The organism is Herbaspirillum sp. GCM10030257 (assembly GCF_042666555.1).
Taxonomy (GTDB): Bacteria; Pseudomonadota; Gammaproteobacteria; order Burkholderiales; family Burkholderiaceae_D; genus Noviherbaspirillum.
In genome coordinates, this window is record NZ_JBHTDH010000006.1 from 1 (window position 1) to 18,352 (window position 18,352).

The following is an 18,352-nucleotide window of genomic DNA, read 5'->3' on the forward strand; positions in this document are numbered from 1 at the left end:
CAAGATCGACAGCTTTGTCGCGCAATACAATGTCCACTCGCGACCGTTCGTCTGGACCGCCACCGCCGACTCCATCCTGCAAAAGATTGAGCGTCTTTGTAAAGTTATTTGCGGGACACCACACTAGCCGGACGCCTGTACTGTCTTCGTCGGCGCGCCTTGCCATCGTCATTTTGATAGGCGCTCTTATTATTTATTCCTGCGGATTCGGCTTGCCGAGCTGCTTTTCGAACGCGACATCGTACTTGCTCATCTTGACTTTCTTTTGCGGTCCAGTCGCGTTGACAAGTTGCACGAACTCATCGAGTGGCAAATCGGTGCTGACCTTTTCCGCACGCGCACCCGGTTCGGCCCGCAGCAGGTAAAACAATCCTGCCGCATTGATGCCGAGCGAATAGCGGTAGGCCGTATCGCGTGTGTTGAGCCGGGCAATGGCCGCACTGGCTTTGGTTGATCTCATGGCTGACCTTTGGTGGATTGCGCCGCCGGCAAGGGGCGCACTCGATCATGATACTGCAGTCGCGTCGCGTCGCGGCCGATGCCGATGCTTGAGCAACTGCAACGTAGGTATCGACTTCCAAGGAATCTCGCGCTGGCCTGTCAGTCCAAAACTTATCTGCTTGGCGAAGGAGATGAGCCATGAAGGCGTGCGCAGAATCGCTTGTTTCAACACAGACCCGGCCACGCCGACAAAGGTTTCCGTACCTATGTGCGAGGCATAGGATGGGTATCGCAGCAATGCTGTTTCTTCCCGCTATCTGTTTCTCGCATGCGCTGTCACCGCAGGAATGTGCGGAAGGTGGAGATTTCATTCGCAATGCAGCATTGGCCCGCGACAACGGCATGACCGAAGAGCAGTTCATGAGCCGTATCGAGGAAGACCTTGAAGTGATCAAGGCATTCCCGCCGGAGCTGCGCTGGTTCGTGCAGGATGACAACGATGCGCAACTGCTGCTTACCGCAGCCAGCAGCGTGTTCCGCGAACCGAAGCAGGCGGCGGTCCATCGTCTTGAGTTTCTAATCGCCTGCATGAACAGGGCCGGTAACGATGCGCAACGCACTGTGCCGGATGCTTCGGGCGCACCAAGCAATGCGATCTAGTTCCTGTGCCGCATCCGGAGCAGTCGTAAAATAACGATGGTACCGGGCATGACGCAGACCAAGGTGCGTTGCCCGGTGGTCTTATTTCTTAAAACTATCGTCAATAACTACCGCCAATCCGGGAACCTCCATGACAGCATTCAATCTGCACGGCAAGCGCATCCTCGTCACGCAATCCGAAACGTTTATGGGACCCGTGCTGTGCGACGTGCTGACTGAACTAGGTGCCGAGGTCATTGCCGATGCGCGCGCATTGATCGACCCGGAGCTGCCGGAAGCCATTGTGCGCGCGGCCGGGCATATCGATGTGCTGGTCGTCAACCTGGCAATTCCCGCTCCATCAACACCAGCGATTCAGGTCGGCGACGATGAGTGGCGCAATGCTTTCGCGCATATGGTTGATCCCTTGCCACGTCTGGTACGAGCCGCGCTGCCGCAGATGATGCAGCGCAAGTCCGGCAAGATTCTGTTGATGGGAAGTGCTTCGGCGTTGCGCGGCATGAAGCGTACTTCGACTTACAGCGCGGCGCGCGGCGCACAGATCGCTTATATTCAGTCGGTCGGCGTGGAGGCCGCCGCGCACAATGTGCAAGTCAACGCCATCGCTCAGAACTTCGTCGAGAACCCGACGTATTTTCCGCCGGAGGTACAAGCCAACCCCGCTTTTCAGGAAAGATTAAAACGCGAAGTCCCGCTCGGCCGGCTGGTGGGTGAGCGCGAGGATGCGATGTTCGCCGCGTACCTGTGCAGCGATGCGGCCAATTGCTTTGTCGGACAAGTGTTCCCGGTGTGCGGCGGCTGGGTCGCACGCTAAGCAGTGAGTAACAGGCAGCAAGCGGTAAGCGGGGCGATTCCCCTTGGCGCCATTCCGCACTACAATCCGACCTCCTTATTGAAAGGCACACCGATGACCAATGAAGAACGTCTGGTCGATATTGAGATCAAGATCGCACGACAGGAAGACCTGGTCGAAACCTTGAATCGCACGGTCTACCAGCAGCAAAAAAAGATCGATGAACTGGAGGCGCTATGTGCGGCGCTGGTTCGTCACATCAAGGAAATTCGCGAAGCCGCAAGCGATGCGGCGCCCGCCCATGAGAAACCTCCGCATTATTGACATGACAGACAAGAATACCGAACTTCTGCACGCCAAAATTAATGGCGAAACCGCACGCATGCGATGGACAGAACTGCAGCGATTTTTTGCATCCGGCGCGATGATTTCCGTCAGCGACGAACTCGATCTGGTTGATGTCGCGGTATGCATCGCCAGCGACGACAAGCAAGCGGTACAGCAATGGATGAGCGAAGGTCGCGTCGCCAAGGTAAGCGATACGCAGGCGCAGACCTGGCTGGAATCCGATGCCGAGTTATGGACCGTCGTCGTCAAGCCATGGATCCTGGTGCAGCGCCAAAAGATGCACTGAAACTTGTAAGATGTGGCAGATGCTGGCTCTACACGGCGCCGACCATGTTTTCACGCCGATGTTTCAGGTAGAGCTTGTACTTGACGATCGACAGCGCGCTTCGCTGCCGTAGCGAAGCCCTGCGTCGCCGCGACCTTCATCAGTTCCAACACCTTCTCCCTGTTTGCCAAAGTTGCGCATGCAGCAATGCCATATCTGCAAGGAGGAGTGGCGGGAGGTAGTTCAGTGCACTTATTGTGTTGCCGGCTGCTTACAGGTTACCTACTTGCGGAGAGAGATCGTCGTCGCTGCAGGTAGAATGGACTCCCTGTTTCGGACATCCGGTTCATTCCCCCCCCGCTGTACATTATTGCCATGCCTCACGCCCCTGCCAAAGACCGTCAGCTTGTTCTCATCATCGGCATCGCGCTGCTCGTTCTATTGCTGAGCTTCGGCGGCGTATGGCTGTATTTGCAGTACGCGAAAAAGCTTCGCACACAAACCAATTACCTGAGCTTGCCAAGCATCGCCATCAGCCGCGACGGTCACTCGATCCGCGCAGGAATCGCGATCAGGACCAGTGGCGAGGATGCCGGCTGGGCCTCCAAGAACCAGCAGGCGTTTGAACAAGTGATGAAACGCGCACTGATGGCGGCGGATCCGGAGAAATTACGCTCCGAAGCTGGCATCCTCGCGATGCAGGAAAGTCTGCGTGACGCGGGCAATGATGCTATCGGCCACGGCAAGGTGCGTGAAGTCCTGCTGACCGATCTACTTATTTCGGAAGGCGACCTGTAGAACTCGCGACGGGATTGGCGCTGCGCGCGACTCGCGTCGGCAAGCTTACGCTGGCGGATCAACTCCGCAGCCGGTTATGGATTGCCGTGCTTGCAATTGCAGCATGTCCCATCCCGACTGAAATCTGGTTCAATCCTGCAACGATATCTCCCACCGCATACAAGCCATCGACTGTCGTTTGCTGATGCGCATCAACGATCAGTTCACCATTCGGCTCCGCTGCGGCGCCAAGTGTCAGGGCCAGACCCGAGTTGACGATGGTGCCGAGTGCTACATAGACCACGTCGAAGCGTTGTGGCGGACCGTCGCCCTGATACAGTTGCATCTGCTCCGCATCGTCGTAGGCAAGACGTGTGACCTGCGCCGGAGAACAATCTACCCTGACGCTGGAAAGCCGCTTCTTGTCGTCGTCGGACAGCATGATCGGTTCGGTTACAGAAAACAACGTCACCGTTTCGGCGAAGTGGCGAACGAAGATCGCTTCGCCCAATCCATCCTTGCCGCGGCCAATCACCGCCACGCGTTTGCCGATTGATTCGTAGCCGTCACAGATCGGGCAATAACGTATCGAGCCATCCGCGAGTGCGCGCCGTACGTCGGGAAAGGTGGGCTCGACGTCGAGCACGCCAGTGGCGATAATCGCCGTCCGCGCCCGCCATTGTTCCTCTCCGCAATACGCACTGAAGCTGCCATCCGGCAGCCGTTCCAGCCGATCGACCACCGCGGTGGCAATGTGCGCTCCATACGTGACTGCCTGTCCCTGCAGGCGCTCGATGATGTCGCGGCCATGGATGCCGCCTTCGAATCCGGGATAGTTATGCGAAGTCGGAATCCACAACGCGCGACTGCTGCCACTGTCGAGCACCACAATCCGGCGACGATACCGGCCGAGATAAATGGCCGCGCTAAGCCCGGCCGGACCGCCTCCGATTACCAGGCAGTCGAGCAGGGGAGCACCAAGCATATACGCTCCTTATTGCTTTCGAGGTTGCCGGCGATCCGCCTGACGATCCGGCGGTGGAGGCATGTCGAGGTCTGTGAGGTCCGGGTCGTCCTCAGGATTGACATAGTCGATACGGTCGATACCGATGTCGCTAGCCGTTTCCACCGAGTCGCGTCCTGCGCTTGCGTATTCGCCTGTGCCGGCCGCATCGGAATCGCCTTCCACTTTCAATACGCGGCTGTCCGGATCTTCGCTCGTCCCCTTATCGAGGCCGATATCCAGTTCCTCGATGCCGTGCAGGCCGGGTTGAACATCGCTTCCGCTGTCGGAAATATCGCTTGGTCCGAGCGATGCGGTATCGTGCCCAGTCCCAAGGGAGCGGTCCGGTTCGGGAATATTGTCGGGATCAAGTGTGCTGCCTGCCATGATGTACTCCAGAAAAACGTGTGAACGGTTGCGCAGCATCGCAATGCGGAATGCGCAATATGGACGGCAGGGTGTGCAATAAGCGTGCCTCGCCGGTACGAACACGGAAATGGCGGTAACGGGCAGAAGCAGCGTGTAGATTTTTCGCATGATCGGAATTTTGCGCATGGACTTACCGCGCCTATCTGGCACACCACTTACCTGCGTCATTGTTTGTGTTGCTGATGCGAGGATATAGATGCAACGGAAGTTCGCCTCGTCGCAACGAAACTGTAAATGACTGTAACGCAGAAGGTTTCCTATTCAAAAATCCAGATGCCCCAACAAGCAGGCCTAAACCGCTTGAGGCCGGGGCCATGACCGAGAACTCGTTCGCAAAAAGTCTCGGTTTTGTATCGGTCGCGGCAGGCTTCGATGCAATTTCCACCGGGCATATACCGGAACTTTCGTTTCTCGCTTCTTGTCACTTGCATAACGGAAGCCGAAGCGTGACTTGTCCTATGCGACCTTAGCGAAACTCAACCAAGGCAGACAAGGCGACAACGCATACGGCGTCATTAAATCTTCAATAAACTTAAAGGAATTCATCATGACAAAACTGCACAAGGCCTTGTTTGGCACAGCAATCCTTGCCCTGGCTAATCTGGCCACTGCACAGACGACCACAACGACAGACACCGGCAATGCCGCTGCAGCCTCTTCGGTCCCTGCGCAGAATGCGACTGGTGCCACCGGTTCCGGTACAGGTAGCGATGCCGGCATGGCTGGAGGTAACGGCACATCGATGTCGGTTCCCGCCAGCACACCGAGCCCAGGCAGCGGTTCCAGCGCGACAACCGGCACTTCCGCATCCGGCGGCATGAGTGGTGCCAGCGGTAGCACCACTGGCACCACGTCGAGCGCAATCGCGCCGGCTGGCACAGGCACCACGACAACGGCCACGCCGGGTACGTCGGGCTCCAGCGCATCGGCCGATCCGTATGTGCAGCGCCGTGAAGCACGCAAGCAGGCAAAGGATGAATACAAACAAAGCAAGAAAGACGCGAAGCAGCAGTACAAGGCTGATAAGAAGGAAGCCGATGCACTCCTGAAGGAGAGTACTACCTCAGGTAAGTAATTCCTTCTCACCGATGCAAAAACGCCACCATTCATGGTGGCGTTTTTTTTGCGCAACGCGTTAGCAGGAGCAGGGCAAGCACGGCGTGCACGGTCGCCGTAAAATGGAATCCACATTCCTTCCCTTGCTGCTACCGTCAAATAGTGAACGCGCTGCTTCGAAAAATCATTCACTGCGATTGCGACTGCTTCTATGCTGCAGTCGAAATGCGCGATGATCCTTCGCTGCGCGGACGGCCGCTGGCGGTCGGCGGACGACCCGATCAACGCGGCGTCGTGGCGACCTGCAATTACGAAGCGCGAAAGTTTGGCGTGCGCTCGGCGATGGCGACATCGCAGGCGTTGCAGCGCTGTCCAGACCTAATCGTGCTGCCGCCAGCAATGGACAAGTATCGCGCCGCATCGAAGCAGATTCTGGCGATCTATCGCGACTACACCGATCTGGTCGAACCGCTATCGCTCGACGAGGCGTATCTGGACGTCACCGATTCGCCACATTGCCGCAACAGCGCCACGCTGATCGCCGAGGAAATCCGCACCCGTATCGCTGACACGGTCGGCATCACGGCTTCGGCCGGCATCGCGCCGAACAAGTTCATTGCCAAGATCGCGAGCGACTGGAACAAGCCGAATGGACAGTTCGTGGTGCGCCCGCGCGAGGTCGACGCCTTCGTCGCGGCACTGCCGGTCGACAAACTGTTCGGCGTTGGCAAGGTGACCGCGGCAAAGCTCAAAAAGCTTGGTGCATTCACTTGCGCGGATCTTCGGCAATGGCCGATCAATGAATTGCAGCATCACTTCGGCAAGTTCGGCGGTAGCCTGTACAACCTCTGCCGTGGCGTCGATCGACGCCAAGTCAGCCCAAGCCAGGAACGCAAATCGGTCAGTGTCGAGGAAACCTATGTTGCCGACCTGCCCGACCTTGCAGCGTGTGAACGCGAACTCGATGACCTCATTGTCAAACTTGAACAACGCATTCGGCGCGCCAATGCCGAGCGCGCTACGCATAAATTGTTTGTAAAAATTCGTTTCGCGAATTTTCAGCGCACGACGGCAGAATGCGTCAGCAGCGTTGTTGATCCAGGCTTGTGCCGCAAGCTCCTAGACACGGCCTGGAAACGCGGTCGACGTCCCGTACGGCTGCTGGGCGTGGGTGTGCGCCTGAACGAGGAAGAAGAACTCCTTCAGCTCGGATTGTTTGGCGACGAGAACACACCAGGCTCCGCGTCGGATGTCGTCGCAGCGATATAAAGCGCGGTCGCTGTCAATACTTTTTGCGCTGCACGCCTACAACCAACACTGTCGGTCCTGGCGGTAGAATGGCGCCTTTTTGGGTGCCAAGCATGTGGTTCAAGAACCTGCAAATCTACCGTCTCACCGCTCCATGGACCATGACATCCGAACAGCTCGAAGAGAGCCTCGTCAAGCAGGAATTTGCTCCCTGCTCGAGCAGTGAACTGCAAAGCCAGGGCTGGGCATCGCCGCGCAACAATGGGGCGCTGGTGCATACCGTCAACCGCCAGATGCTGCTGGAACTATCGACGGAAAAGAAGCTGCTGCCATCGAGCGTGATCAACCAGGTGACCAAGGCGCGCGCCGTTGAACTCGAAGAGCAGCAAGGCTTCAAGCCGGGCCGCAAGCAGATGAAAGAACTCAAGGAACAGGTTGCTGACGAACTGCTGCCGCGTGCGTTCAGCATTCAACGCAGCACGCGCGTCTGGATCGATCCGGTCAACGGCTGGCTGGTGGTGGATGCATCGAGCCCGGCCAAGGCCGATGAAGTGTTCAAGCTGCTGCTGAAATCGCTGGAGACCCTGCCATTCGCTTCGCTGCGTACGGAGCGTTCCGCGCTGTCGGCAATGACTGACTGGCTGGCCGCTGATGAAGCGCCAAGTGGTTTCACGGTCGACCAGGATACCGAATTGCGTGCCACCAACGAAGGCAAGGCGACTGTGCGTTACGTTCGCCACACGCTGGAAGCGGACGATGTACGTCGCCACATCGCTGCGGGTAAGCAGTGCACGCGCCTGGCGATGACATGGAATGACCGCGTGTCGTTTGTGCTGACCGAATCGCTGGCGATCAAGCGCGTCGCGGCGCTGGATGTGCTGAAGGAAAATGTTGATACCTCGACCCAGAATGACGATGAGCGTTTTGATACCGATTTTGCCTTGATGACCGGTGAGCTGGCGAAGCTGGTCGGCGACCTGGTCGAAGCACTAGGTGGCGAGGAACAGCAAAAGAAGGCCGCCTGAACGGCGATGAAAAACAGGCAGAAGGGAGGGCGGCAGCTTCGTCTGCCCCGCTGCCTGAATCCCTGCATATCTGAGCCGTGATCTGCGCTGTATTGACGATCCCGGTCGGCGTGGACGGAATAATAAAAACGGCAGACGAAAAAAAAGACGAACCCGAAGGTTCGTCTTTTAATTCTGGCGGAGTGGACGGGACTCGAACCCGCGACCCCCGGCGTGACAGGCCGGTATTCTAACCAACTGAACTACCACTCCTGAAATTGCTCATGCCCGGCAAGCCGGTACATGCGACGTTTGTCACCACGTCTGAAGGGCCTGAAGTCTACAGCAAATTATAAATTCTGGCTACTCCCGAGCGATAAATTGCCACAATGCGCAGCAGACGCCCAATCAGCACACCATTGAATATGCCGTACAACGCGCAGACACTCATGACAAATACGGCATGCTGTTTCAACTGCGGCGACATGACCAGGCACACGGCCACTGTGTATTTGGTCAGGAAGATACCCATCATCAAAAACATCGGCAACCAACTGCCGTGCTGGAACACCGTACCGCGTTCCGGACGTACGATGACGCTATCGAGACTGAACAGGATCCATGACGCCAGGATGCCGGCCGCCATACCGGCGAGCCAGACCGGTGCAGCCATGAGACTGGCGCCAAAGCTGCCCGCGATGCCTTGGATCGATAAACCCAGCATGACTACCGGGATGATAAATAACTTTTTCAGCCCTGTTTCCTGGCCGACGCTGGCCACCAGGCCGCGATAGACCAAAAAAGCCAGCAAAGCCCAGACCCAGACCGGTGTACTCCCTATGATTTGCAGCAGCATGTCACGCTCCTTGGCAGCTCGATAATGAAGCGGATTCTGCTGGAACGTATCAGCCATTGACAGCCAATTGCGACGAAACGCGGAATCCGGGGAGTGAAATGCAATGTCAGCATAACGCATAACTGTGGGAGCTTAGGGGAACGACCTTGCCGTCAGTACGTTCTACAATGACACTGTCATGCTTGTTTGGAGCGCACGATGATTGATGCCAGCCAGCCATTTTTTCCTCCCATCGAACCCCATCGTAGCGGCATGCTGCCGGTCGATGACATTCACACCTTGTACTGGGAAGAATCCGGCAACCCGGGCGGGTTACCTGTGTTGTTCCTGCATGGCGGCCCCGGCGGCGGTACCTCGCCGCGCCAGCGCTGTTTCTTTAACCCGGAACACTATCGCATCATTCTGTTCGACCAGCGCGGTGCCGGCCAGTCAACACCGCTCGGAGAATATCGCAACAATACAACCCAACTGTTGATCGAAGATATCGAGCGCCTGCGCACCATGCTCGGTATAGAGCGCTGGCTGCTGTTCGGCGGCTCCTGGGGGTCGACGCTCGCATTGGCGTACGGCCAGGCGCATCCTGAACGCTGCCTCGGTTTTATCCTGCGCGGCATCTTCCTGTGTACACAACCCGAGATCGACTGGTTCCTGAACGGAATGCGCTGGTTTTATCCGGAAGTGCATGATGACTTTATCGCCGCCATCCCGGAAAGCGAGCGTGGCGATCTGCTGCAGGCTTACTGCAAGCGCCTGTTTTCAGACAATCCCGACGTCTATATTCCTGCCGCCCGTCGCTGGAGCCGTTACGAAGCGAGTTGCCTGTTCCTGCGTCCCGATCCACAGGCAATTGACCAGTTCGGCACGGATGCGGTCAGCCTGGGTATCGGCCGGCTGGAAGCGCATTATTTTCTGCATGGCGGCTTCTTCAGCGACGATCAGCTGATCCGCAACGTCGACAAAATTCGCGATTTACCGGCGGTGATTGTGCAAGGACGATATGACGTCGTCTGTCCGCCGTTGACTGCCTACCGCCTGCATCAGGCATGGCCCGAATCCCGGCTGAAGATAATTGATGACGCGGGACATTCGGGATTTGAACCTGGCATTGCGCAGCAGTTGATAGCGGCGACTGAATCATTCCGGATCAGCCGCCACTTTGGGTGAACTCGGGCTTAAGTCGGGTAAATGCCCTAATGCCGGGTGCGGCCTTCAATTTCCTTGATGACCGATTCCACCATTTGCCTGACGTTGGCTTGTACAACAGGTTGCCCGATAAACGCAGGGATAAAGAACCTAGGCTCAATTTCACCGGTGAACACGATGCGCGTACCTTGCGCGCCATCATCCTGGCTGACTGCCTCCAGTTCCCAACGCGCAGTGTAGTGTTGCATGTCGCCGGATTCCTGGGACACAGTGATGGTGGACTGCGGCTCTTCTTCAATACGCACCAGCATGCGCACCAGTGGCGCGAAGAACATTGCTCCCGCGCGACTCGCCTGTTCCACGATGCTCACCATTCCGGAGCGGGAGATTACACGGGAATACACAAGGTCCGGTACAAAAGTCGCGAGACTTCCGTAATCGGTTAAGGTTGCCCATACCTGGTCTTGCCGGGCGGTGGTGAAACCAGTTGCATATACCTCGAAAAATGACTGGCCATCGCGGTGGATGCGTTGGGCATTCGCCTGGACGACGGTTGAGGTAGAAGAGTGTTGCGCGCGCATGAGCTATTCCTTGGCAAATGGTCGGCAAGACAATATGTAACTGCCGGTAAAATGACTTCTGCCGCTCGGCGGCACTATATTATGTTGGATCACAGCATCCCGGCGTCCGCAAGCCTTACAGGACGACCGTCGCATGCAGATGTCGTTCGTCTTCACCACTGCTTCCGCCATCGTTACTGACAAAGCCATGCATGCCAAATTCCTGATCCTGCTTGCCGTGACTGTGCTTGCCGGTTGCGCCACCCGCAGTGCTGATGCGCCGACCGGAAACGCCCGGAAAGCCATTCGCTTTGAAACAGTCGACACGCTGCCCGATGCGACTTCGACCGAAAACACGTTCGAAGGTTACAAGCGCGACCTGGCACAGCGCATCGTCCAGGTTAATTCCACCAAGGTCTACACTAGCCGGCCACAGGCATTACTGCGTTCTGTGATCGTGGTTCGCTATTCCATCGACTCGCATGGACAACTGATCCGTAGCGACATCATGCGTTCCAATCGTGATGGAGAAAATGAGGTAACCGCGCTGGCTTCATTGCGCAAGGCGGCGCCGTTCCCCAAACCGGCTTCCCATCTGCTGCGCCATGGCAAGGTAGAAGTTTCTGAGACATGGTTATTCAATAACGACGGGCGTTTCCAGTTGCGCTCGCTTGCCCTGCCACAAATGGACCAGTAACCTGCGTGAGCGTGTTCGTCAGACCGGCATGATGCCTACGCTTGATCGACGAAAATAGACTTCGCCACATGATGTTCGCTGTAACACTGCAACTACCTCTGTCCGAGTGACAGGGGGGGTTACAGTTTTTTACATTGTCAAAAACCTTTTAAATTCAGTCGTTTGCAAAAAAACCATCAGGGTTTCCGGCAACCGGTTAGTGATCTGCCTGAACAAGCAGATAAGCACTGCATCCAAGTTGCTGCATCGGTGATGCTTTTCTTCTGATTAATAGGAGGTACTTATGACATTAACCAACAGATTCAAAGCGCTTTCATTTGTTCTGATTGCGTCGGCATCGTCACTGGTTCTTGCACAATCTTCAGGCGCAGCAGACAGCACAACCACACCGTCATCGACCGTGCGTTCGCAGAATGCGACTGGTGCGACGGGTGCCGGTACCGGCAGCGATGCCGGCATGGCAGGCGGCAACGGGACATCCATGTCGGTGCCGCCGAGCGCACCGAATCCGTCAAGTACTTCAGGTGCAAGCGGCACTTCATCCGCCGGCGCATCGGGTGCTACAAGTACTGATTCCACGTCATCGACCAGCCCAAGTGCTACAACCAGTTCCGGTACCAGCTCGCCCACGGCGACATCCGGTGCTTCATCGAGCGGCGGCGATACGGCGACGCCCAAGAAAGAAGTGAAAAAGGCCAAGCGCGCCAAGAAGACGGAATCCTCTGGCGCATCGGCTGGCTCGGGTTCGGAAACCTCGTCCGGTCAAGGTACTTCGCCTACCTCGAGCCAATAATGCGCATTGGTTCGGAAGTGTGATAAAGCGGCTTTCGGGCCGCTTTTTTTATGGAAAAAGAAAAGGAGAGAACGCCGCCAGTACGGCGGCAATTCAGATGAGGATGAAACCAGGACGTTATTGCAAACAGCGTAGCATCGCTGCTTAAGCTAGACCGATCCAGTTCGCTCCAACCTGGCTCGACTTAGTCGTGGTGATGCTTGTGCTTCTTTTCCTTGTGGCCATGCCCATGGCCGTGATGGTCATCGTGATGACCTCGTCCGTGCCCATCATCACGGCCACTACGGCCACCGCGGCCACGGTCATGGCCACCATATTCGGCGCTCTTTACAAAATACACCGGCTGGGCGCAGGCATTGTATTTATGGCAGTGCTTGCTCCATTTTTTTGCATGGCCGGGAGGAACATTCATGTAGATCGGCGCGACCGGACGCGGCTGGCGCACAATCACGACGGGTTGTTGGTAGACGACCGGCGGCGGCGTATTGCCGATGTTGACACGGCCGTAGACGCCCGGGCTGATTTCGCCGGCAACAGTTACGCCTACATTGACATCGCTCGCATGGGCAGACGACAGACCCAGCACGAGTATGGCGCCTGACACGGCAAATAGTTTGAATCGCATGGTAGCTCCCTGAGCGGTAATAATCCTTCAACATGCATCAATGCAAGTCCAGGAATTTGCCTTCAATGATAAACGATGCGTGGCAGCAAGATGTAACGATGTTGTATCAATATTTGGCATCCTGTATTTGTCGCGTTGTCCGTAATCTGTTTAAATGACAGCAAGATCCACATCCCGACTTCCATGAATCCAGCTCAGTCCCGTTCGTCAGCCGACGCTTACCAGCGCCCTTCCAAGCTATACCGCTATTCGCAGCGTCAATGGCTGGAACGCTCTCTCCAGTTGGGCGAATTCCGTCTACGGCCGCCGCCGACGGAAATGCAGATGACTGCGCCGGTCCAGCAAATCACACCTTTCGGTGCACGCCGGTCGGTTGCCGCGTCCACCTTTCTGACACTGAGCATGGCGAATTCCTGGGACGAAAAGCTCTTCGACATTTTCGGCGGCGCCGATACCTGCCTGGTCGTTCACGATGCCGAGCAATTTGGCGAACGGATACACCGTGCCGTGCAGCGCACGTTACCGAGCTGGGCTGGCATCGATGCGGCTATTTCATATGGGATGCCCAGCCCTCTGGGTGCGGCATTTTCCAAAGCCCGGCAGCTTGCCCTGGAAAAGGAATGGTTGTTTGCATGGAGGCCAACCCAGCACATAACGTCTTGTAGTCCAGTGGTCATCCGAATTGGAAGCATCGAAAGCATTGCCGAACTTCGCGTGCGCGGCGCCTGAAACGACTTGTTCTTCTCATGGCTTGAGCCGGCTGGCATAGCGCGCTTCGATATGTGCCGATGTGCCATCCTTACCCATGTCTTGCAGGGCATCATTGAGCCGACGTATCATGGTGTCCGACGCCGATGGATGGCAGGCCAGATAGAGCTGGCTGCGTCCGAAGGACAACGCCGGTACGATGACTGAAGCCAGGTTATCAGCGGCCAGGAAACGCGATGCGCGTGCCGGCGTCGATGCCCAGAAATCAATTCTTCCGGCGATCAGTTTGCGCGGATTAACCGCGTCGCTGGTTGCTGCTTCCACATGGTAGCCTTGCGCCAGCAGCCATTTGGTAATGACATCCTCCAGATACCCACCAATCACATGGTCGCGCACATCGTCGAGTTTGGCCGGCGCTGCCGCGTCTGCAGGTTTATAGAGTATCCATTCTGCCTCGGCAATTGGTCCGATCCACTTGAACAACGGCTCCCTGTCGGCGCTTCTTGCAGTGGAAAACACGCAGTGATTGCTGCGTGTCAGTGCCGACCGGTAAGCACGCGCCCACGGCATGATATGGATTTCCGGCTTAACTCCGACTCGCTGGAACGCTTCTAGCAGCTTATCGGTCGAAATGCCGACCACCTTGCCATTTTGACGCATGTTGTACGGCGGATTCTCTTCCGTCACTAGTTGCCAAGCGCAAGCAGCCGAGCACCCGAGGAGCTGCAGCACTGCAGCCAGCAGCAGCGGCATAGGACAATGCATACGGTGCTCCGTATGGATACGCAAGGATGGTGAGCGATTCAGTATAGTCATCGCCGTGGCGACTGACCATACCGGTGTCATTTCCAGCGCAGCCCTATCCTGAAGTGGATAGGCGCCTCACGACAGCATACGGCGATGATCTTTCAACGATACAGGGGCAGGCTGCAATGAAGCTACGTGCGTCCATTGTGCTCGCTGTCATTATCGGTTTGCTGATTCCACTCTTCGTCGCCAGTCTGGTCACTTTCAGGGAGAGGCATCATGCCCTGGACCAGCGTCGCGCTGCGGACCATCGGCGAATTGCCGAAATAATTTCGCTCGGCATGCAGGAGCCCTTGTGGAACCTCAGCCGGGATGCCGCCTATCCGTTGTTCGAGTCGGTATTGAGCGATGAACGGATCACCGCATTGACCGTGCGTGACAAGCAGTTTGGTGTTTTTCTGCGGGCAGAACATCCGGAGCGCAGGCTTGGCCGCCAGACGTCGATTGACCGCGACGTGGTCTATAACGATCGGGTGATCGGCTTCGTAACCGTGGAGATGGACAGCGGGCAGCTCGACAAAGAAATTGCACATATGCGCACGGTGTTTGTCGTCACAGCGCTTGGCCAGCTTCTGCTCAGCCTGATCCTCATCGTCGCCTTACTGCAACAGCGATTGCTTGCGCCTGTGCACCGGTTGATGGATGAGTCCCAGCGTCTCGCCCGCCGGCAGCTAGCCGAACCTTTCCATTGGCAGGGAGACGATGAGCTAAGCATGCTTGGCAACAGGCTTGAGAGTACGCGCCAAGCGCTGCAATCACTGTTCAGTGAGATCGAAGCAAAGAACCTTGCACTTGAACGCGACATCGAGCGACGCATGCAGGTTGAACGCGAGCTGCAACAGCACCGGTTGCATTTGGAGGAACTGGTCCGAGAGCGGACTACCCAACTGTCGGTTGCAAAGGAGCGCGCCGAAGTAGCAAATCAAACCAAGACCGCTTTTCTTGCCAGCATGAGCCATGAACTCCGCACGCCACTGAATGCCGTGCTTGGCTATGCACAGGTGCTCAGGCGTGACAGCAACCTCACCGCACGCCAGCAAAAGAATCTGGAAACTATCCAGCAAAGCGGTGAGCATCTACTGGCATTGATTACCGATCTGCTCGACCTGACCAAGATCGAGGCGGGCAAGCTCGAACTGTATAGCGGCGAATTTGCACTCCAGCCTTTTCTGCAGACGATCATCGACATCATCCGCGTCAGGGCAGAACAGAAGGGGCTACGCTTCAACTACGATACCAAGGGATTGCCGCGCCTGGTAGTCGCTGACGAACAGCGCTTGCGGCAAGTTCTTCTCAACCTGCTTGGAAACGCGGTGAAATTCACCGACAACGGAACGATCACCCTCAACGTCGAGCAGGTTTCAGTTAACGAAACGCGAGCGCAGCTCCGCTTCGAAGTGCGTGACACGGGTATCGGCATGGAGCCCAGGCAGCTCGACCGCATTTTTCAGCCGTTCGAGCAGGTAGGCGATCCACAGCGTCGCTTTGGCGGGACCGGGCTCGGCCTATCCATCAGCCGGCAACTGGTACATATGATGGGTTCCGAAATTTTCGTCGACAGCCATCCCGGAAGCGGGAGTGTATTTAGCTTCGTGCTCGATGTCGGCATCGGAGATGATCATGCAGTCGGCACGGAATCCGCCGTACCCGGTGCTGGTGGCGAACCCGGGCCGCAGAGCATGACGCCAGGCCCTGACTCCGAATCTGTGGACATGGCAGAGCTTTTCATCGTCTCGCTTCCTTCTGAAGAAATGAAAGAATTGCATCAACTAGCAATGGCGGGAAACATGCGAGCCATTCGTGAATATGCGGTTCATATCGCCAGCCTCGATCCGCACTATAAGCCGTTTGCCGACCGGTTACATGAACTGGCGCAGGGATACCAGTCGAAAGCGATCGTTAGTCTGGTAGAGCAACACATGCAACCTCGAACGCCGTCCTGAGTCATCACACTGCGGAATGTGGTGTTCTCTACTTCCAACAAGCTGATGGTCTTTCAGCGAGAAGTTTAGATTTCGCAAATTACTTAAGATAAATAAGCGGCAATGTTGCTGAAAGCGTAAAATTTATTTGTGCCAATGGTGTCTTGGCCTCTTGCAGGGGTACAGCACTGTTAAGCAACGATTACTTTGAAGGAGTATCACCATGTTGAATTCGAATATCAAAACCGTACGTAACGACATGAGAACCCTGATCAAGGAAGCACAGGATCTCTTCCGTGAAGCAACCCAGTCGACCGGCGGCAAGGCCGACGAATTGCGCGCCAAGGGACTTTCGCTGCTTGATACCGCAATGGACAGGGCGCAGGAAGTACAGAGCATGGCTGTGGAAAAAAGCAAGGTGGCGGCCCAAAGCACAGATGAATTCGTGCAAACCAATCCATGGAAAGCCGTCGGCATTGCAGCCGGTGCCGGCTTGGTCGTCGGCCTGCTGCTTTCACGCCGTTAATCGATGACTTCCCGCCACGCCGGTCCAGACGACAATCATCCGGGGCTGATAGCAGGTACTGCCGCCCTGATCAAAAACACCATCGGCCTGTTGCTGAGTCGCGTAGAACTTGCCGCCATCGAAATCGGCGAGCTGCGCGACAACCTTGCCAAGTTGTTGATGATTGCTGCCCTTGGCATCGTAATCCTGCTATTTGCCGTAGGTAGCTGGACAGCATTGGTCGTCGTACTGGCGTGGGAAGCTTTGGGATGGAAGATCCTGTTTCTGGTGGCGATGCTGTATTCCGCCGGCGCAGTTGCCCTCCTGGCCTATGCGCGTGTGATCATCGCACGGAAGGTGCTGGGGTTGCCCGCCACAATGGCCGAGTTGCGCAAAGACCGCGACGCTTTATTGTGATTTGTGATGGAAACGATCGTGAACCAGGAAGAGCGCAAGAAACAATTGATAGCGCAAGGCGCCTTGTATCGCGCTGAAATCATGATGGCCAAAGATGCCGTACGCACTGGATTGAGACCGCAAGCGCTGGCACGCGGCGCCACTGAGCAGCTTGCGATGAGCGTCTATTCGGCATTTCGAAATCAGGGTGGCGCGGGACTGCCGATTGGCAGGCTGCAGACCGCTCTGCCGTTGCTGATTACTGCGGCGTCCGGCCTGATGAAGTTTACATCGAGGAAATCATTCCTCAAGACCGTACTGAACAGCATTTTGGCGGCTGGTGTAACAGCTGCTGTGTCGGCTGCCGTGTCGCGCAAAAGACGTCGAGGGAGTAAGGAAGTGATGCGAAAAGGCGACGCAGTTTAATTCGATATGAGTTGCTGGATAATGGGATTCCAGTTCGACTTGTCTGTCGTCGTTATGCCCGGGCCATACTGTTAACCCCTCGGACTTTTGCGTAACAAGCCTCTCGATTTGTAACTTGCCGAACTAGCATCGGCGCATGGATGTCCAAAACTTGTTTAACTACGCAAGAGGACATGCAGATCATGCAAATGCGCAAGCAAATTACCGTTACTTCCCTTGTCGCTATTGTGACGCTCAGTGGTTGTGCCAATATGAATGAGGTACAGCGTGGCACGGCAACCGGCGCTGGCGTTGGCGCAGGTCTTGGCGCTGTGCTTGGTGCCGCGACAGGACCCGGTGGAGGACGTCGTACCGCAACAGGTGCGGCAATAGGTGGTGCTGCAGGCGCTGTCATCGGCAACATCTGGTCCAGCCGCATGGAGCAGCAAAAGCGGCAAATGGAGCAGGTTACGCAAGGGACCGGTGTGCAAGTGACCCAGACTCAGGACAACCGCCTCAAGCTTGACATCCCATCCGATATTTCTTTCGATACCAATCGCTCCGATATCAAACCGAATTTCCGTCCCATTCTTGACCGCTTTGCCACCGGGCTTGTCGAGAATCCGTACAGCCGGGTGACAATTGTCGGGCATACGGATAATACCGGCGGCGATGCGGTCAACGATCCCTTGTCGGTTAACCGCGCTGCACGTACACGGGATTACCTGACTGCGCGTGGTGTCCCGGCGAACCGGATCAATATCGATGGTCGTGGCTCCCATGAACCGCTGGTGGCCAACGATACCGAAGCCAACCGCGCCCGCAATCGCCGCGTCGAGATCTACGTGGGTGAACCACAGACGACTGCGCAAGCACCACAACCCGGACAGCCGCTGCCGCCACCACGCTAA

The 18,352-nt window shown here is 56.5% G+C and carries 24 protein-coding genes, 1 tRNA gene and 1 pseudogene; 17 read left to right on the plus strand and 9 right to left on the minus strand.

Going from position 1 to position 18,352, the window contains the following annotated elements; translation table 11 throughout:
* Positions 1 to 127, plus strand: a pseudogene (locus ACFQUU_RS10695) (IS630 family transposase); the annotation flags it as partial.
* A gap of 66 nt (positions 128 to 193) precedes the next feature.
* On the opposite strand, the gene ACFQUU_RS10700 reads toward ACFQUU_RS10695, so the two are convergent.
* Positions 194 to 460: a hypothetical protein gene (locus ACFQUU_RS10700; RefSeq protein ID WP_382246729.1), complete on the minus strand. Its 267-nt coding sequence runs from the start codon at positions 458 to 460 to the stop codon at positions 194 to 196.
* Between the two features lie 263 nt (positions 461 to 723).
* On the opposite strand from ACFQUU_RS10700, the gene ACFQUU_RS10705 reads away from it, so the two are divergent.
* From ACFQUU_RS10705 to fliL, 5 genes are all read left to right on the plus strand, one after another.
* Positions 724 to 1,101 (plus strand): hypothetical protein, encoded by a 378-nt coding sequence (locus ACFQUU_RS10705; RefSeq protein ID WP_382246731.1) that lies wholly within the window; start codon positions 724 to 726, stop codon positions 1,099 to 1,101.
* Positions 1,102 to 1,231: 130 nt separating this feature from the next.
* On the plus strand, positions 1,232 to 1,915 hold the full coding sequence (locus ACFQUU_RS10710) for an SDR family oxidoreductase (RefSeq protein ID WP_382246734.1): 684 nt from the start codon (positions 1,232 to 1,234) through the stop codon (positions 1,913 to 1,915).
* A 3-nt stretch (positions 1,916 to 1,918) separates the two neighbouring features.
* Positions 1,919 to 2,218, plus strand: a complete 300-nt coding sequence (locus ACFQUU_RS10715; protein WP_382246736.1) for a SlyX family protein — start codon at positions 1,919 to 1,921, stop codon at positions 2,216 to 2,218.
* A 1-nt stretch (position 2,219) separates the two neighbouring features.
* Positions 2,220 to 2,528 (plus strand): DUF2288 domain-containing protein, encoded by a 309-nt coding sequence (locus tag ACFQUU_RS10720; RefSeq protein WP_382246739.1) that lies wholly within the window; start codon positions 2,220 to 2,222, stop codon positions 2,526 to 2,528.
* Between the two features lie 354 nt (positions 2,529 to 2,882).
* The gene (gene fliL, locus ACFQUU_RS10725; RefSeq protein WP_382246742.1) at positions 2,883 to 3,305 is read left to right on the plus strand and encodes a flagellar basal body-associated protein FliL; all 423 of its coding nucleotides are present in this window, start codon (positions 2,883 to 2,885) and stop codon (positions 3,303 to 3,305) included.
* A 58-nt stretch (positions 3,306 to 3,363) separates the two neighbouring features.
* Here the strand turns inward: fliL and ACFQUU_RS10730 are convergent, their stop codons facing one another.
* Positions 3,364 to 4,269, minus strand: a complete 906-nt coding sequence (locus ACFQUU_RS10730; RefSeq protein ID WP_382246745.1) for an NAD(P)/FAD-dependent oxidoreductase — start codon at positions 4,267 to 4,269, stop codon at positions 3,364 to 3,366.
* Positions 4,270 to 4,278: 9 nt separating this feature from the next.
* On the minus strand, positions 4,279 to 4,842 hold the full coding sequence (locus tag ACFQUU_RS10735) for a hypothetical protein (protein ID WP_382246748.1): 564 nt from the start codon (positions 4,840 to 4,842) through the stop codon (positions 4,279 to 4,281).
* A 421-nt stretch (positions 4,843 to 5,263) separates the two neighbouring features.
* Here ACFQUU_RS10735 and ACFQUU_RS10740 point away from each other — a divergent pair, with 421 nt between their 5' ends.
* From ACFQUU_RS10740 to ACFQUU_RS10750, 3 genes are all read left to right on the plus strand, one after another.
* Positions 5,264 to 5,791: a hypothetical protein gene (locus ACFQUU_RS10740; protein ID WP_382246751.1), complete on the plus strand. Its 528-nt coding sequence runs from the start codon at positions 5,264 to 5,266 to the stop codon at positions 5,789 to 5,791.
* Between the two features lie 152 nt (positions 5,792 to 5,943).
* On the plus strand, positions 5,944 to 7,041 hold the full coding sequence (dinB, locus tag ACFQUU_RS10745) for a DNA polymerase IV (protein ID WP_382247436.1): 1,098 nt from the start codon (positions 5,944 to 5,946) through the stop codon (positions 7,039 to 7,041).
* A gap of 92 nt (positions 7,042 to 7,133) precedes the next feature.
* The gene (locus ACFQUU_RS10750; protein ID WP_382246754.1) at positions 7,134 to 8,045 is read left to right on the plus strand and encodes a recombination-associated protein RdgC; all 912 of its coding nucleotides are present in this window, start codon (positions 7,134 to 7,136) and stop codon (positions 8,043 to 8,045) included.
* 175 nt (positions 8,046 to 8,220) lie between these two features.
* Here ACFQUU_RS10750 and ACFQUU_RS10755 read toward each other — a convergent pair.
* Both ACFQUU_RS10755 and ACFQUU_RS10760 read right to left on the minus strand, forming a co-directional pair.
* Positions 8,221 to 8,297: transfer RNA gene (locus ACFQUU_RS10755), tRNA-Asp, on the minus strand.
* A gap of 67 nt (positions 8,298 to 8,364) precedes the next feature.
* Positions 8,365 to 9,000 (minus strand): DUF6622 family protein, encoded by a 636-nt coding sequence (locus tag ACFQUU_RS10760; protein ID WP_382246757.1) that lies wholly within the window; start codon positions 8,998 to 9,000, stop codon positions 8,365 to 8,367.
* Between the two features lie 78 nt (positions 9,001 to 9,078).
* Between ACFQUU_RS10760 and pip the strand changes: the two genes are divergently transcribed.
* Positions 9,079 to 10,044: a prolyl aminopeptidase gene (gene pip, locus ACFQUU_RS10765; protein ID WP_382246760.1), complete on the plus strand. Its 966-nt coding sequence runs from the start codon at positions 9,079 to 9,081 to the stop codon at positions 10,042 to 10,044.
* 26 nt (positions 10,045 to 10,070) lie between these two features.
* On the opposite strand, the gene ACFQUU_RS10770 is transcribed toward pip, so the two are convergent.
* A complete protein-coding gene (locus ACFQUU_RS10770) occupies positions 10,071 to 10,604 on the minus strand; it encodes an SRPBCC family protein (RefSeq protein WP_382246762.1) in 534 nt (177 codons plus the stop codon).
* Between the two features lie 133 nt (positions 10,605 to 10,737).
* On the opposite strand from ACFQUU_RS10770, the gene ACFQUU_RS10775 reads away from it, so the two are divergent.
* Positions 10,738 to 11,280, plus strand: coding sequence for a hypothetical protein (locus ACFQUU_RS10775; RefSeq protein ID WP_382246765.1), 543 nt, complete (start codon positions 10,738 to 10,740; stop codon positions 11,278 to 11,280).
* Positions 11,281 to 11,547: 267 nt separating this feature from the next.
* On the opposite strand, the gene ACFQUU_RS10780 is transcribed toward ACFQUU_RS10775, so the two are convergent.
* Complete coding sequence (locus tag ACFQUU_RS10780; RefSeq protein ID WP_382246768.1) at positions 11,548 to 11,988, minus strand: hypothetical protein; 441 nt, start codon at positions 11,986 to 11,988, stop codon at positions 11,548 to 11,550.
* A 269-nt stretch (positions 11,989 to 12,257) separates the two neighbouring features.
* Positions 12,258 to 12,698, minus strand: coding sequence for a hypothetical protein (locus tag ACFQUU_RS10785; protein ID WP_382246771.1), 441 nt, complete (start codon positions 12,696 to 12,698; stop codon positions 12,258 to 12,260).
* 183 nt (positions 12,699 to 12,881) lie between these two features.
* On the opposite strand from ACFQUU_RS10785, the gene ACFQUU_RS10790 reads away from it, so the two are divergent.
* Positions 12,882 to 13,427 (plus strand): hypothetical protein, encoded by a 546-nt coding sequence (locus ACFQUU_RS10790; protein ID WP_382246774.1) that lies wholly within the window; start codon positions 12,882 to 12,884, stop codon positions 13,425 to 13,427.
* A 15-nt stretch (positions 13,428 to 13,442) separates the two neighbouring features.
* Here ACFQUU_RS10790 and ACFQUU_RS10795 read toward each other — a convergent pair whose 3' ends face one another.
* Positions 13,443 to 14,171 carry a substrate-binding periplasmic protein gene (locus tag ACFQUU_RS10795; RefSeq protein ID WP_382246777.1) on the minus strand — a complete coding sequence of 243 codons (729 nt, stop codon included), beginning with the start codon at positions 14,169 to 14,171 and terminating at the stop codon, positions 13,443 to 13,445.
* A 167-nt stretch (positions 14,172 to 14,338) separates the two neighbouring features.
* On the opposite strand from ACFQUU_RS10795, the gene ACFQUU_RS10800 reads away from it, so the two are divergent.
* The 5 genes from ACFQUU_RS10800 (at position 14,339) to ACFQUU_RS10820 (ending at position 18,352) form a co-directional block, all read left to right on the plus strand.
* Positions 14,339 to 16,156, plus strand: coding sequence for an ATP-binding protein (locus ACFQUU_RS10800; protein ID WP_382246780.1), 1,818 nt, complete (start codon positions 14,339 to 14,341; stop codon positions 16,154 to 16,156).
* 202 nt (positions 16,157 to 16,358) lie between these two features.
* Positions 16,359 to 16,661, plus strand: coding sequence for a YqjD family protein (locus tag ACFQUU_RS10805; RefSeq protein WP_382246783.1), 303 nt, complete (start codon positions 16,359 to 16,361; stop codon positions 16,659 to 16,661).
* 3 nt (positions 16,662 to 16,664) lie between these two features.
* Entirely contained in the window at positions 16,665 to 17,057 is a 393-nt protein-coding gene (locus tag ACFQUU_RS10810) for a phage holin family protein (RefSeq protein ID WP_382246786.1), read from the plus strand.
* Between the two features lie 18 nt (positions 17,058 to 17,075).
* Positions 17,076 to 17,462, plus strand: coding sequence for a hypothetical protein (locus ACFQUU_RS10815; protein ID WP_382246789.1), 387 nt, complete (start codon positions 17,076 to 17,078; stop codon positions 17,460 to 17,462).
* A gap of 182 nt (positions 17,463 to 17,644) precedes the next feature.
* On the plus strand, positions 17,645 to 18,352 hold the full coding sequence (locus tag ACFQUU_RS10820; protein WP_382247438.1) for an OmpA family protein: 708 nt from the start codon (positions 17,645 to 17,647) through the stop codon (positions 18,350 to 18,352).